General features: G+C 62.7%; 14 protein-coding genes. 6 read left to right on the top strand and 8 right to left on the bottom strand.

The genetic code is table 11. The features are described from left to right. From ACEK02_RS09730 to ACEK02_RS09720, 3 genes are all read right to left on the bottom strand, one after another. On the bottom strand, positions 1 to 199 hold a 199-nt coding region (locus tag ACEK02_RS09730), incomplete at its 3' end, for a hypothetical protein (RefSeq protein WP_371421514.1). A gap of 53 nt (positions 200 to 252) precedes the next feature. Next, positions 253 to 795 (bottom strand): hypothetical protein, encoded by a 543-nt coding sequence (locus tag ACEK02_RS09725; RefSeq protein WP_371421513.1) that lies wholly within the window; start codon positions 793 to 795, stop codon positions 253 to 255. Beyond that, positions 792 to 1,277: a type IIL restriction-modification enzyme MmeI gene (locus ACEK02_RS09720; RefSeq protein WP_371421512.1), complete on the bottom strand. Its 486-nt coding sequence runs from the start codon at positions 1,275 to 1,277 to the stop codon at positions 792 to 794. The genes ACEK02_RS09725 and ACEK02_RS09720 overlap by 4 nt, the downstream gene beginning before the upstream one ends. A gap of 75 nt (positions 1,278 to 1,352) precedes the next feature. Between ACEK02_RS09720 and ACEK02_RS09715 the strand changes: the two genes are divergently transcribed. The 3 genes from ACEK02_RS09715 to ACEK02_RS09705 all read left to right on the top strand — a co-directional run bounded on the left by ACEK02_RS09715 (position 1,353) and on the right by ACEK02_RS09705 (position 2,309). Beyond that, a complete protein-coding gene (locus ACEK02_RS09715; protein ID WP_371421511.1) occupies positions 1,353 to 1,604 on the top strand; it encodes a hypothetical protein in 252 nt (83 codons plus the stop codon). Continuing rightward, on the top strand, positions 1,601 to 1,813 hold the full coding sequence (locus tag ACEK02_RS09710) for a DUF2283 domain-containing protein (RefSeq protein ID WP_371421510.1): 213 nt from the start codon (positions 1,601 to 1,603) through the stop codon (positions 1,811 to 1,813). Before ACEK02_RS09715 ends, ACEK02_RS09710 begins: the two co-directional genes overlap by 4 nt. Positions 1,814 to 1,988: 175 nt before the next feature. Continuing rightward, positions 1,989 to 2,309, top strand: a complete 321-nt coding sequence (locus tag ACEK02_RS09705) for a PepSY domain-containing protein (RefSeq protein WP_371421509.1) — start codon at positions 1,989 to 1,991, stop codon at positions 2,307 to 2,309. A 241-nt stretch (positions 2,310 to 2,550) separates the two neighbouring features. Here ACEK02_RS09705 and ACEK02_RS09700 read toward each other — a convergent pair whose 3' ends face one another. Together ACEK02_RS09700 and ACEK02_RS09695 are read right to left on the bottom strand one after the other, a co-directional pair. Further along, on the bottom strand, positions 2,551 to 3,183 hold the full coding sequence (locus ACEK02_RS09700) for an HAD-IA family hydrolase (protein ID WP_371421508.1): 633 nt from the start codon (positions 3,181 to 3,183) through the stop codon (positions 2,551 to 2,553). A gap of 272 nt (positions 3,184 to 3,455) precedes the next feature. Then, positions 3,456 to 4,394, bottom strand: coding sequence for an AraC family transcriptional regulator N-terminal domain-containing protein (locus ACEK02_RS09695; protein WP_371421507.1), 939 nt, complete (start codon positions 4,392 to 4,394; stop codon positions 3,456 to 3,458). A gap of 375 nt (positions 4,395 to 4,769) precedes the next feature. Between ACEK02_RS09695 and ACEK02_RS09690 the strand changes: the two genes are divergently transcribed. From ACEK02_RS09690 to ACEK02_RS09680, 3 genes are all read left to right on the top strand, one after another. Next, entirely contained in the window at positions 4,770 to 5,489 is a 720-nt protein-coding gene (locus ACEK02_RS09690) for an SDR family NAD(P)-dependent oxidoreductase (protein ID WP_371421506.1), read from the top strand. A 222-nt stretch (positions 5,490 to 5,711) separates the two neighbouring features. After that, positions 5,712 to 7,217 carry a diguanylate cyclase gene (locus tag ACEK02_RS09685; protein ID WP_371421505.1) on the top strand — a complete coding sequence of 502 codons (1,506 nt, stop codon included), beginning with the start codon at positions 5,712 to 5,714 and terminating at the stop codon, positions 7,215 to 7,217. A gap of 125 nt (positions 7,218 to 7,342) precedes the next feature. Next, on the top strand, positions 7,343 to 10,078 hold the full coding sequence (locus tag ACEK02_RS09680; protein WP_371421504.1) for an EAL domain-containing protein: 2,736 nt from the start codon (positions 7,343 to 7,345) through the stop codon (positions 10,076 to 10,078). A gap of 68 nt (positions 10,079 to 10,146) precedes the next feature. Here ACEK02_RS09680 and ACEK02_RS09675 read toward each other — a convergent pair whose 3' ends face one another. From ACEK02_RS09675 to ACEK02_RS09665, 3 genes are all read right to left on the bottom strand, one after another. Then, the gene (locus tag ACEK02_RS09675) at positions 10,147 to 11,190 is read right to left on the bottom strand and encodes an esterase-like activity of phytase family protein (protein WP_371421503.1); all 1,044 of its coding nucleotides are present in this window, start codon (positions 11,188 to 11,190) and stop codon (positions 10,147 to 10,149) included. 48 nt (positions 11,191 to 11,238) lie between these two features. Then, positions 11,239 to 13,140 carry a cobaltochelatase subunit CobT gene (gene cobT, locus ACEK02_RS09670; RefSeq protein WP_371421502.1) on the bottom strand — a complete coding sequence of 634 codons (1,902 nt, stop codon included), beginning with the start codon at positions 13,138 to 13,140 and terminating at the stop codon, positions 11,239 to 11,241. A gap of 212 nt (positions 13,141 to 13,352) precedes the next feature. Continuing rightward, the coding region (locus tag ACEK02_RS09665) for a CbbQ/NirQ/NorQ C-terminal domain-containing protein (RefSeq protein ID WP_371421501.1) at positions 13,353 to 13,761 on the bottom strand (409 nt) is incomplete at its 5' end.

Genomic DNA, 13,761 nt, shown 5'->3' with positions numbered 1-13,761 from the left:
GAAACTGAGATGCAATCTGAATTGCAGTCATCGGACGCTTGCTGCGAGACAGCAACTCGATCACCTCTTCTGCCTGCGCCTTACCATCCTGAGGGAAGGCACGTTTCGCTCGTCTCGCTTCCCCAACCTCAATCGTCTGAACACGGTCGACGCGATGTGCTAGCGGGCCAAATTTTTCTATTTGATATTCGGGACGCACCCACCGGATTAGCCCAATCTGCTCTTCTTGGCATCTTTGAGCGTTAAGCGCTGTCAGATTTGATAGAATCTCCTCGTCTCAATATTTGCCGACCAACGATATGCGGACGCAACGGCAAGATCAATTTGCTCATGGAGATCACGCAAGGTTCGAACTCGACCGCGCTCAACAGTATCCTGCTGTTTACTGTCAAGTGCGGTCCCAAGAATGATGGCGCTCAGCGCGTTATAAAGCGCCGTCAGTGTCAAATCGGGGTACTCCGCAAGAACACTCTTACGCAGAGCGTCAAGCTCTTCAGCTAATTGTTGAATGTCTCTTCTCTGAGCCGAACTCACCTCGGGGAATGGATATGGGTCGAAGCATTGCGATTTCACGTACACAGAGTCGTTGCCAGCACCAATCCAGCCACCTGCGCGTAACGACCAAACTGTATGAAAGCGGGATGAAATGACACCAAGGATGAATGCGTCATCAGCACAAATGGCGATAAGCTTATTGTCCGGCAGGATAGAGCTATTCAAAAACTGGAAGACACGATGCTTCGATGTTTCGGCAGTAGCGATGTATCGTTTAAGGCCAGCAAGCGCGGGCCTCAACTCGCGGCGCGGTTCACCGAATATACATGGTCATCGGGCAGCGCCAGCGCGTAGCCTTCTGCCTGCCGTCGTGCGTTGATCATCAGATAATCGATTGCACCGGGCTTTAATTCCGTCACATCCGCTCGCTCCGAAAACAAGTCAGGACTATGATCCGGCTGAGCTTTCCGACCGCGCCAGCGGCTTTGCTCCGCCTCTAAGATAAAGTGGCCGCGCTTGTAGAGGTCAATGCGACCTGTCTCGACTTTGCCGTCTGCCAATCGTCGTTCGACGCGACGTTCAAAGACGTAGTCGTTTAGTTCGTGAGATGCTTGCGCTGGCTCCGGGCGAGAGACTTCCAGAACGTCGCAGAGCTCGGACAGAAACAGCGAATAATTCGCGCGTTCCTGGCCGCCCTCCTGGCCGGACCAACGGGCGATGAAATTTTCGGCAACTATCTGTTGTCTTGCATGGGCTTCTGCCATTCCTCCAAGGTTGTACAAAAAGGTTGTTCCTTCCTTTATGATCACCCTTAGCGAGTGTTAAACTTCCGCATAATATTGCTCTGGGGGGCGCGCTTGAAGACGACGAAGTATTTCGCGGAGCAGGTACTCAGGAAGCGGCCCTACCTGGATCTCGCTTGGATCAATCAGGTACTGGCCACACCGCTCCGGCGCGAAGTGCAGGGGGACGGCCGGATCAGGCATTGGGGCCACATCCTGATCGCGGGGGAGGCTCGACCGCGCTATCTTCGCGTGGTTACACTGAACGATGGGGAGACGGTCCATAACGCCTTTTTCGACCGCAACTTCCGCGAGGATGCGCCATGAAGCTGCATTACTATCCTGAGACGGACAGTCTCTATATCGAGCTTAAAGATGTGCCCGGCATCGAAAGCCGGGAGATCGTGGCTGGCCTCGTGGTCGATCTCGATGCCAACGGCGATGTGGTGGGCTTCGATATCGATCAGGCTTCCGGCAAGCTCGACCTCACGCGGATCGAGACCGTGGCGCTACCTGCCGTGAATGCAGCGGAGTAGTCTAGGTAGTTCCCCCATCCGAATGGCTTCTCAATTCGAACTCGCCCCGGTAAGAGATGTAGAAACTGCACCCCCACAACATCGCCTCATTTCCTCCGGGAACGCAGTGCAGCGTGCACCGTTCTTAACCCGGTTGTGCCGCATGCGGCGCGTGGGACAGATGAGGAGATTTTCGATGCAACAGACCCTGCGAAAAGCCCTGTTTACGCTGGCACTGGCGGGCGCGCTCGGTTCGGCTGCGCCGGCTTTTGCCGCCGACGTCTATGTCCGCCAGCCCGCCCCGCGGGCGGCCATGATGCCGGTGCCGTCCGGCCCGCTGACGCTGCAGGACGCGCTGGCGATCGCCGCGGGGATCGGCGTGGTGACGGTGCAGAACACCCATTTCGACGACAATGAATGGGAGATCGAGGGCCGCGACAACTATGGCAAGTGGATCCAGGTCGATATCGATGCGCGCACCGGCGAGGTGCGCAACGTGGATCGCTCGATTATTTGATCGCGGAATTGGCTGAGGAGAAGCGGCGCGCTGGGGAGGCGCGCCGTTTTTTTTGTGTGTGAGCGCTGAACAGGAGTGTCCCCTCCCCCTCCGCGCGAAGCGCAGCTTCGCTAGGGGGAGGGTCAGGGTGGGGGTGCCACACACGCCGGAGTCTGGGGTTACCCCCCTGCCCGACCCTCCCCCGCAAGGGGGGAGGGAGCATAACTGCCGGTGCGTCGTGACACCGGAGTAGCGTCAGCGCTTACGTCAGCTTCAATCCCGTCGCGGCTTCCAGCTCTGCGATCGCCTGCGCGGCTGATGTCACCTTGATCGTGGTCATGCCGAGATCGCGCGCGGGCTTGAGGTTGACACCGAGGTCATCGAGATAGACGCAAGTCTTCGGATCGACTGCGAGCCTGTCCGTCATCATCGTGTAGATGCGCGGATCGGGCTTGCGCAGGCCGATCTTGGCGGATTCGATGACGTGGTCGAACAGCACCATCACCTCGGCCACATAGAGAGCGCGGCCGTCGGTGGAGCCCATGGCGTTGGCCGGCAGGTTGTTGGTGATGCAGCCGGTCTTGAACGCCGCCTTGATACGACGCAGGGCCTCGACCATTTCGGGGCGGATCTCGCCCTTCAGCAGCTTGACCACATCGCGGCCCGGCACTTCGGCGCCGAGCGCTTTGGACTCGGCGGCGAACAGCGCGTCGAAGGTGGCGAGATCGATTTCGGCGCGCTCGAATTTCGCCCAGGCATTCTCGAAATGGTTGTCCGCATTGGTGCGGCGGATGATGTCCTTCGGCAGGCCATGGCTCTGCTCGTAATGCGCAAAGGCCTCGAAGGGCGAGGAGGTGATCACCCCGCCGAAATCAAAGATCACCGCAGAGATCATGGATGCGCTTGCTCCCTCTTTCTTGTCCCCTCTCCTCCGCGACGCCGGGCGGGAGAGGGCCAGAGAGGGGTTACGCGAAGTCGGAGCGTGCGGAAAGTCCCCCTCTCCCGCCTTCGCTGCGCCATAGCCGATGCGTTGCATCGGCGTCTCTTTTCAAGAACGGCAGCCGGAGGCTGCCCAGGCCCCCTCTCCCACCGCGCGAAGCTGCGCTTCGCCGGCGGAGAGGGGAATAAAGAGCGGGTACTCGCGAGAAGTCAGCGTGACAACGTCACTCAGCCCGCGATGCGCACCTCGCCTCCGAGCACGGGGCCGCGCGCACTGCCGACGTCGCGGATCGGCGGCTGGCCGTAGAGCCGGGCATATTCGCGGGAGAATTGCGACGGGCTCTGATAGCCCACCGCATAGCCGGCGCTGCCGACATCGAGGCGCTCCACCAGCATCAGCCGGCGCGCCTCGTGCAGTCTTAGCTGCTTCTGATACTGCATCGGCGTCATCGCGGTGACGGTCTTGAAATTGTGATGCAGCGAGGATTCGCTCATGCCGACGCGGTCGGCGAGATCCTCGATGCGGAGCGGGCTGGCATAATTGCTGCGCAGCCAGGAAATCGCCTTGGCGACCTTGTTGCTCGGGCTTTCGGCCAGCGCGATCTGCCGCAGCCGCGCGCCGTAAGGGCCGACCAGCAGGCGATATAGTACCTCCTGCTCCCGCAGCGGCGCCATGACCGGAATGTCCTGCGGCCGGTCGAGCAGGCGCAGCAGCCGCAAGGTGGCGTCGAGCAGATCGGCGGAGGCTTTGGCGACGACGACGCCACGCTCCGGCACGGCGGGATGCGCCGGCGCATGGGCATGGCCGTTGCTGAATCCCTGGCCGAACCGGCCGAGCACGTCCTTGAGATGCTGCGGATCGATGGCGAGGCCCATGCCGAGATGCGGCTCCGCCTCGGAGGCCTCGACAATGCAGGACGACATGGGCAGGTCGAGCGACACCAGCACATAATCGCCGGCGGCGTAGTTGTAGATCTCAGTGCCCAGTTGCAGCCGTTTGGCGCCCTGCACCACGAGGCCGAAACACGGCCACTGCGCGGTATGCACGAATTGCGTCGGCTCGGCCTGACGCTTCAGGAACAGGCTCTTCATGCCCGCGGCATAATCGCTGCCATTGGCGGCGTAACGGGCAATGATGTCGGCAATCTCACGAATCGTCTCGGTCACACGCAAACCCCTCAGGCGGCAGGCCTTTTATGCCGAGGTCTATCTAGGTGCAGTGCCGTGGCCGTGAAATGGCTGCGCGATCACTTTTGCAGGATCGTGCAAAACAGATGCAGGATCGCGCTAACGCAGGCGTGCCTGCATTTGCGATAAGATCACCAGCCACAGAGCAGATCGGCGAGCCGCCCGCGGGCCTCGGATCTGCCAGGCCATACGGGTATCGGGTCGAATTCTCCGCCTTGCGCGTCCAGACAGTTGTCGGCGCGATGACGCCCGGATCGATTCCGCCAAAATCTATGCACACGACTGACGATCAAGACAGACATCATCCCAATTCAAGGACATGCCATGACCAGACTGGCAGGAAAAGTTGCGCTCGTGACCGGCGCCGCGGACGGCATCGGCGCGGGCATTGCGCGGCGCTTCGGCGCGGAAGGCGCGGCAGTGATCGTGCATCACGCAGATGATCCCCGCGGCGCGGCGCGCGTGGTCGCCGAAATCGTGTGGCGCGGCGGCCAGGCCATCGCCGTGCAAGGCGACACCGCCCGCTGGCAGGATGTGCGGCGGCTCTATGAGGAAATCGCGGCGACCTTCGGCCGGCTCGACATTCTCGTCAACAACGGCGCTTTCGCGCGGAGCGACGCGCGGGACGTGATGTGCGAGGACGAACAGCGCCGGCAGCGCGAGCTCAAGGTGTTCGGCGCCATGCTGCTGTGTCAGGAGGCGGTGCGCATGTTCGGCATGGACGGCGGCAGCATCATCAACCTCTCGGCGCTCGATGGCATTCCGACAGCGCCCGCATCGCTGCCGGACCCCGGCGCGGATGCCGCCATCGATGCCATGACCCGCGGGTTGTCGCGCGCCTATGGCACGCGCAATGTCCGCGTCAGCACCATCGCGCCCGGGATGCTCGGCCCGGAGGAACCCGCCGCCATCGACGTGCTCGACGGCAACGTGCGCAACCGGCAGTTCGTCGCCTTGCCCGCCGCGCGCAACCACACGACCGAAGGCATCGCCGACATCGCCGTGGCGCTGACCTGCGACGACACCGCATATCGCTCCGGCCGCGACATCATGGTGGCCGGCGCCATGCAGTGACGCCGGGACAACGGCTTTCCAGGCCCCCACCGATCCTACGGGCGTGTCCGCGCGGCACGCCCATATTTCATGTCGCGCATTCGCGGCCAAACCCTGCGAATTTTCTTCACTTTCCATTAACCGCCCGTCGCAAAACGGCGAAACCAAACTGTTGATCGTCGCGTAGCTGTCAAAGAATTACCGGTTGCGATGCTATGCATCGGTCATTGCAACGCAGTCCTTTTGATCGACGAAGCCATGTTCGCCCGCAATGCCACCGAAACGACTCGCCGGATTTCTCCGCGCTGGCTGCTGGCCGCTGCGGCGATCGTCGTTGTCGGATTCACCGCGATCTGCGGCAGCGTGCTGATGAGCATGCGGCGCGGCGACGAGAAGCTGGCGCACCAGACGCTCGGCAATCTCGCTTCCAGCATCGATGCCGATATCGCCCGCAATGTGGAGCTTTACGATCTGTCGCTGCGCAATGTGGTCGCCAACATGACCGAGCCGGAGCTGGTCGAGATCTCACGGCCGATGCGACAACTGATCCTGTTCGACCACGCCGCCACCGCGCGCCATTTCGGCGCCATCCAGGTGATGGATGTGGCCGGCAATGTAACGCTGGATTCGTCGACGCTGGATCCGAAGCCGGAGAATTTCGCCGATGACGAGTTCTTCAAGGTGCACATGCGGGATCCGCTGTTCGGCCTCTATATCTCCAGGCCGATGCTGCATCAGGGCAGTTACGGCATCGTGCTGAGCCGCCGCATCGCCGCGCGCGACGGGACTTTTCTGGGCGTCGTCTCCGGCTTCATCCGCTACAGCTATTTCCACGAGATCTCCGATCGCCTGCAGCTCGAGCCGGACGACCTGATCACCGTCATCCGGCAGGACGGCGTGCTGATCATGCGCACACCGTTCGACATGGAGATCGTCGGCCGCGATCTCAGTCCGGTCCCGGGCGTACAGAAAGCGCTGGCCTATTTCTCCGGCTCCTATGTCGGCGATTCCGCTATTGACGGCGTGCGGCGTCTTTTTGTCTGGCGTGAAGGCTCGCATCCGCTGATCGTGATGGTCGGGCGGTCCACCGACGTGATCTATGGCCAGTGGCGCAAGGAAGCGCTGCAGATCGGCGGCGCCATGGGCGCGCTCGGTCTGATCGCCTGCGCGCTGATGCTGATCCTGGCGCGCGAGATGCGCAAGCGCAGCGAGATGGAAGACAGGATGGCACGCCTCGCCATGACCGACGGCCTCACCGGCCTCGCCAACCGGCGTCATTTCGACGTGGTGCTGGAAAAGGAATGGCAGCGCGCCCAGCGCAACCGCACACCGATCTCGCTGCTGATGATCGACGCCGACCATTTCAAGGTGTTCAACGACAGCTTCGGCCATCAGGCAGGCGACCTCGTTCTGTGCGGCATCGCCTGGAGCATCGCCCGCCATGCCAAGCGCGCCAGCGACTGCGCGGCCCGCTATGGCGGCGAGGAATTCGCGCTGATCCTGCCGGGCCTCGCTCTTGCCGAGGCCATCGAACTCGGCGAACGGATTCGCACCGAAGTGGGTGCACTCGAGCGTGACGGCATGACCACGACCACGATCAGCGTCGGCGCGGCCTGCCTCGTGCCATCATCGCTGACGACCTCGAACGACCTGATCAGCAATGCTGACAGCGCGCTCTATGCCGCAAAAGCGCACGGTCGCAACCAGACCCGACCCGCCGCACCGCAGCAAAAAAGCCTTGCAGCGTAAGTAGATACCACTTGCACGGTTGCAATTAATTCCTGATTCACCTGACTTCCTAACGCGTCTTCCACCCTTGCCCGGGTATTTCTATCCCCGAGGGGTAGGGATCCATGCGGCTGCTGGGGAGGCGAATGACGAACGACGTGCGCGGTTCAACGCCGGGCGCTGCCGAACATGGCGATGGGCGCTCGACGATCCGTCGCACGCCCGTGCGCTGGCTCGTACTCGTTGGCGCCGTACTGATCGTCACCATTGCCGCCGGCACGGCGATGACCGTGAACAATTTTCGACAGCGCACGATCGACAATTCCAACCGCGAACTTGAAAACACCGTGCTACTGCTCAGCCGGCATTTCGATCAGCAATTCCAGGATCTGCAGCGCATCCAGAAGAGCCTCACGGCTCATCTCCTCGCCAACGGCGTGATGTCGGTCCACAGCTTCGCCAGCAGCATGTCGAGCTACGAGTCCCACATGATGTTGCAGTCGAAGGTGGATGATGAATTCACCAACGACATCACCGTCCTCGACGCTGAAGGCCGTCTGGTCAACTGGACAGGATCCTGGCCGGCGCCGGATCTCGTGCTGGCCGACCGTGAATATTTCCAGAAACTCAAATCCCAGGACCTCACTGTTGACGACGAGATCGTGCAGCCGGTCCTGAGCCGCATCACCGGCAAGTGGAAGACGCTGTTCGCCCGTCGCATCTCTGGGCCCAAAGGCGAATTCTTCGGTGTCGTGACGCGCAGCGTCGAGCCGCATCAGTTCGAGAAGTTCTTTGCATCCGTCACGCTCGGCGAGAACGCGACCATTGCGATGTTCCACCGCGATGGCACCTTGCTGGCGCGCTACCCGCAGATGCCCTCGTCGATCGGCAAGGTCATCAATAGCGGCCCGCTGGTGCAGCACCTGCGCTTCAGCGACGCGCCCGCGACCATCCGCACCGTCAGCCCCATCGACAATATCGATCGCCTCGGCTCGATCCGCCTGCTGCAAAATTTTCCGGTCGCGCTGATCGCCACCACATCCGTGGATGGCGCGCTGGCCAACTGGCGCGACCAGACCAGCTTTCTAGTTACCCTCGCGACGCTGTCGGCCCTGATCCTGGCGGGTCTGATTTATCTGATGATCCGTCACATCCAGCGGCAGAACCGTGCAGCGCAGTTGCAGACGACGCTGGAGAAAATCCGCCTCGACACCGCCATCAACAACATGACACAGGGCCTGCTGTTGTTCGACGCGCAGGCGCGCGTGGTGGTCTGCAACCAGCGCTATATCGACATGTACAGGCTGTCGCGCGAGGTCATCACGCCAGGCCGTCCGTTCCGCGACGTGATCGCGCATCGCAAGGAGACGGGCTCCTTCGCCGGCGACGTCGACGCCTATGTCGCGGAGGTGACGCGCGACGTCGGACGGTCGAGCATCAATGTCATGCACACCGCGGATGGCCGTGCGATCCAGATCTCGTCCCGACCGGTCGCCGATGGCGGCTGGGTTGCGACCCATGAAGACATTACCGAGCGTCGCAACGCCGAACAGAAGATCGCACATCTGGCGCATTACGATGCGCTGACCGACCTGCCGAACCGCACGCTGTTCCGCAACGAACTCGAACACGAATTGAAGCGCGTTGCGCGCGGCGCCCAATGCGCGGTGCTCTATATCGACATCGACGAATTCAAGGGCATCAACGACTCCCTCGGCCATCCCGTCGGCGACGAATTGCTCAAGGGCATTGCCCTGCGGCTGCGCGCCTGCGTGCGCGGCTCCGATGTGGTGGCGCGACTCGGCGGCGACGAATTCGCCATCGTGCAAACCGGCGTCGAAACCCATACCGACATCATCGATCTCGTCGGCCGGATCTATGATGCGATCCGCCAGCCATTCGATTGCCTCGGCCACAGTCTGCTCACCGATGCGTCGATCGGCATCGCGCTGGCCCCGCGCGACGGCGCCGACCTCGATACGCTGCTGAAGAACGCCGACCTTGCGATGTACGGCGCCAAGGCCGACGGCCGCCGCACCTACCGCTTCTTCGAACCCGAAATGGATGCGCGGGTGCAGGCCCGCCGCACGCTGGAGCTTGAACTGCGTCACGCGGCCGGTGATGGCTTCGCCAAAGGCGGGTTCGAAGTCTATTATCAACCGCTGCTGACGCTGCGCGACGACACTGTCGTGGGCTGCGAGGCCCTGCTGCGCTGGCGTCATCCCGAACGCGGCATGATCTCGCCGGCCGAGTTCATTCCGGTCGCCGAAGATATCGGCATCATCAACGAGCTCGGCGAATGGGTGATGAACACCGCCTGCGCCGAGGCCGCCAACTGGCCCTGCGACATCCGGGTGGCGGTCAATGTCTCGCCAGTTCAGTTCCGCTGCGCATCGCTGGCGCTGAAGGTGACCTCCGCCCTCGCCGCATCCGGCCTGCCGGCGCGGCGGCTGGAGCTCGAGATCACCGAGGCCGTGCTGATCCGCGACGACGATACCGCCCTGGAAATCCTGCACGGTCTGCGCCAGATCGGCGTGCGCATTGCGCTCGACGATTTCGGCACCGGCTATTCGAGCCTGAGCTATCTGCAGCGTTTCCCGTTCGACAAGATCAAGATCGATCGTTGCTTCGTGACCGATATTGCCGAAGCACAGGGGTCATCCTCGATCGTGCAGGCCGTGGTCAATATCGCGACCTCGCGCAACATGACGACGACCGCCGAAGGTGTCGAAACGCTCCGGCAGAAAGAGCTGCTGCGCGCGCTCGGCTGTACCGAAATGCAAGGCTACCTGTTCAGCGCTGCCAAACCCGCAAGCGAGCTGCGCGAATTGTTGATCGCCCATCAGGCCAGGACGGCTGACGCTGCCGAGGCGGCTGCCTGACCGTACACAGCGTTTTCGAGCGAAGTGGATGCCGGTTCGCATCAGGAAAACGCGTCACAACCGGGACTCTAGTCCAGCAGCGTGAACTGCATCAGCAGGGTTCGCTGCAGCATCGAGAAATTGTCGTCCGAGATCAGCGTCAGCACCGTGTCGCCCTCCGCTGTGACGTGCACATCTAGCCCCTCGAAATTGTCGATCTCGTAACCCAGATCGGCATCGAAGATGGTGGGTCCGTCGATGACGGCATCCGGCGCCACGGACGACAGCGGGATACGACGGATGCGCACCCCCGTGTCGCCGAACAGCGAGAACTTGCGTTCGAGCAGCAGCAGATCGCCGGATGGCAGCAGCGCCGCATCGCTGATGTCGTAATTTTTGGTGCGGCGGACCGAGAATGTTGCAGGCGTCTTGCCGCCAATAATCCAGGCAGAGATGTTGCCGGCGCTGTCGAGCCCGCGCTCCGAGATCGCAAGCAGCATGCCCGCCAGCGGCGCTGTTCTGAACCTGTCCCTGCGCACCATCACCAGCGCTTCCAGGCTGCCATTGTTGGGCAGCTTGCGCATACCCGGCGGCTGCGGAATCGGCTCGCCTTTGGCCCGTAGGCCGTCGCGGCCGAAGTCGAATTTCAGGATCTGATGGACGCGTTCGAGGCCGATATAGATCGTCGGTCCGTCCACCGCGATCGACTCGGTGTCGTACCAGCCGCGCGCCGCGATCGGCTTGCCGTCGGTGCCCAGCATCGGCGCCGCCTCGACATCAATGATGCCGACCATGGTATCGCCGCTATAGGCGATCTTGCCGGTGAACCAGTTGCCCTTGTCGCTGATGGCGATGAAGCCCTCGCCCTTGTCATCTAGGCGAAGACCGGAGATGCCGCCGAAGTCCTTGTATCTCGACGTCAGGACCAATCCGCTGCGATATTGCAGCGACCCGAACCGGGTATGCGCCCGATCACGCGTGTCGAAAGCCGGGATCGTGCGGGCTTCAATCTCGATGGCTACGGGCCCGCGTGCCGATGACGCGGAAGCCGTTTGCGCGCGGGCAACTGCAGGCAGCGCTATGCCGGCTGCAGCGGTCGCAAGAAGGGTGCGGCGGGTGAGATGAGGGGCCAAGCGGGACCTTGTAGGGTGGGCAAAGGGGCTCTGGCCCACCCTACCCTATCAATGCGTCCTGCGTCGCCGACCATGAGTCGGTGCCGGCCCCGCCGTTTCGTTGAACAGCTCCGCCAGCTTCTCGGTAATGGCGCCACCGAGCTCTTCGGCGTCGACGATGGTCACGGCGCGGCGATAGTAGCGCGTCACGTCGTGGCCGATGCCGATGGCGATCAGTTCGACCGGCGAGCGGGTCTCGATCTCTTCGATCACATAGCGCAGATGACGCTCCAGATAGTTGCCGGGGTTCACCGACAATGTGGAGTCGTCCACCGGCGCGCCGTCCGAGATCATCATCAGGATCTTGCGCTGCTCGGGACGCCCAAGCAGGCGCTTATGCGCCCAGTCGAGCGCCTCGCCGTCGATATTCTCCTTGAGCAGACCCTCGCGCATCATCAGGCCGAGATTCTTCCGTGCGCGGCGCCACGGCGCATCCGCCGACTTGTAGATGATGTGACGGAGATCGTTGAGGCGACCGGGATTGGCCGGCTTACCGGCACCGAGCCACGCTTCGCGCGACTGCCCGCCCTTCCAGGCGCGCGTCGTGAAGCCGAGAATCTCGACCTTGACGCCACAGCGCTCCAGCGTGCGCGCGAGAATGTCGGCGCAGGTCGCTGCCACCGTGATCGGGCGGCCGCGCATCGAGCCGGAATTGTCCAGCAGCAGCGTGACCACCGTGTCGCGGAACGTCGCTTCCTTCTCATGCATGAAGGACAGCGGATGATGCGGGTCGGTCACCACGCGCGACAGACGCGCGGGATCGAGGATGCCTTCTTCGAGGTCGAAGTCCCAGGCACGGTTCTGCTGCGCCATCAGCTTGCGCTGCAGGCGGTTGGCGAGACGCGCGACGACGCCCTGCAGATGCGCGAGTTGCTTGTCGAGATAGGAGCGCAGCCGTTCGAGCTCATCGTGATCGCAGAGGTCTTCAGCCGCGATGACTTCGTCGAATTTCGGCGCGAAGGCGTGATATTCCGGACCGCGCGGCTCGTTCTTGCCGTGCGAATTCGGGCGCGTGGCTTCGCCGGGCGTCTCGTCGTCGCCCATCTCGCCATCTTCGTCGAACGTATCCGACGCGGAGGCCTGCGCGCTCTCCATCGAGCTGTCGGACATTTCCTCCGACGACTGTTGCGCCTGATCGGCGCTCATTTCCTGCGAGGCGTCGCTTTCGGGCGAGCCTTCGGCGCCGGCCTGATCGTTCTCGCCCTGGCGCTCGTCGTCCTCGCTCTCCTCGTCATCCGGCTCGGCATTGCGATCGTCGCCGAGTTCGAGCACCGACAGCAGGTCATGCACGGCATCCCCGAACTTGGCCTGGTTCTCCGCGAACTGGTCGAGCTGGTCGAGGCGATCGCTGATCTTGTCTTCGAGGATCGGACGCCAGAGATCGACCATCTTCTTCGCGGCGGCCGGCGGCGCCATGCCGGTCAGACGCTCGCGCACCAGCATCGCCAGCGCATCGGCCAGCGGCGCATCGGCACGATCCGTGATTTCGTCGAACTTGCCGCGATGAAAATGATCGTCGAGCATCGCGGTGAGATTCTTCGCAACGCCAGCCATGCGGCGCGAACCGATCGCCTCGACGCGGGCCTGCTCGACGGCCTCGAACACGCCGCGCGCCTGCGGATTGCCCGGCATCAACTTGCGATGGACCTTCGGATCGTGACAGGCGAGCTTGAGCGCGATGGAGTCGGCGTGGCCACGCACGATGGCGGCATCACGCTTGCTCATTTTTCGCGCGGGTTCAGGAAGACGGGCTTTGCCCGGTGCGAGACCCGGCCGCTCGGCGGCGAAGGTGACTTCGAGCTCGGGCGCCTTGGCGATCGCGCGCAAACACGACGTCACCGCGCGCTTGAACGGCTCGGTCGGCGCTTCCTTGGAGCCGGGGCGGAATTTGTTGGTGGTCGTCGTGCTCATTGCTCGGTTTCTCCGCGGCCTCTTATCCCTCCCCCTTGCGGGGTCTGGCGGACGACTTCGTCCGCCATGGGTGGCCGGCCGCAGGCCGGTCGGGTGGGGGTGCCCCGCGGAAGACCGGCGCCTGGGGTACCCCCACCCCGGCTTCCGCTTCGCTCGGCCGACCCTCCCCGCAAGAGGGGAGGGAAACCACGAGCGTTCTTCGCAACAAGAACTTACGTCAGCGCCACGTTGACCGAACTCTCCGGCAGCTCTGCGTTGAAGCAGCGCTGATAGAATTCGGCGACCAGCGGACGCTCGAGCTCGTCGCATTTGTTCAGGAAGGTGACGCGGAAGGCGAAGCCGATATCGTTGAAGATGTCGGCATTCTCAGCCCAGGTGATCACCGTACGCGGGCTCATCACCGTCGACAGATCGCCATTGGCGAAGGCGTTACGCGTGAGATCCGCGAGGCGCACCATCTTGTTGACGATGTCGCGGCCCTCGGGGTTCTGATAGTGCTTGGCCTTTGCCAACACGATCTCGACTTCCTCGTCATGCGCCAGATAGTTCAGCGTGGTGACGATCGACCAGCGGTCCATCTGGCCCTGGTTGATCTGCTGCGTGCCGTGATACAGGCCCGAC

The sequence above is a fragment of the Tardiphaga sp. genome (assembly GCF_041424195.1).
In the GTDB taxonomy this organism is placed as follows: domain Bacteria; phylum Pseudomonadota; class Alphaproteobacteria; order Rhizobiales; family Xanthobacteraceae; genus Tardiphaga.
The sequence above is the reverse complement of the archived record's forward strand: the minus strand, read 5'-3'. Positions and strand labels throughout refer to the sequence as shown.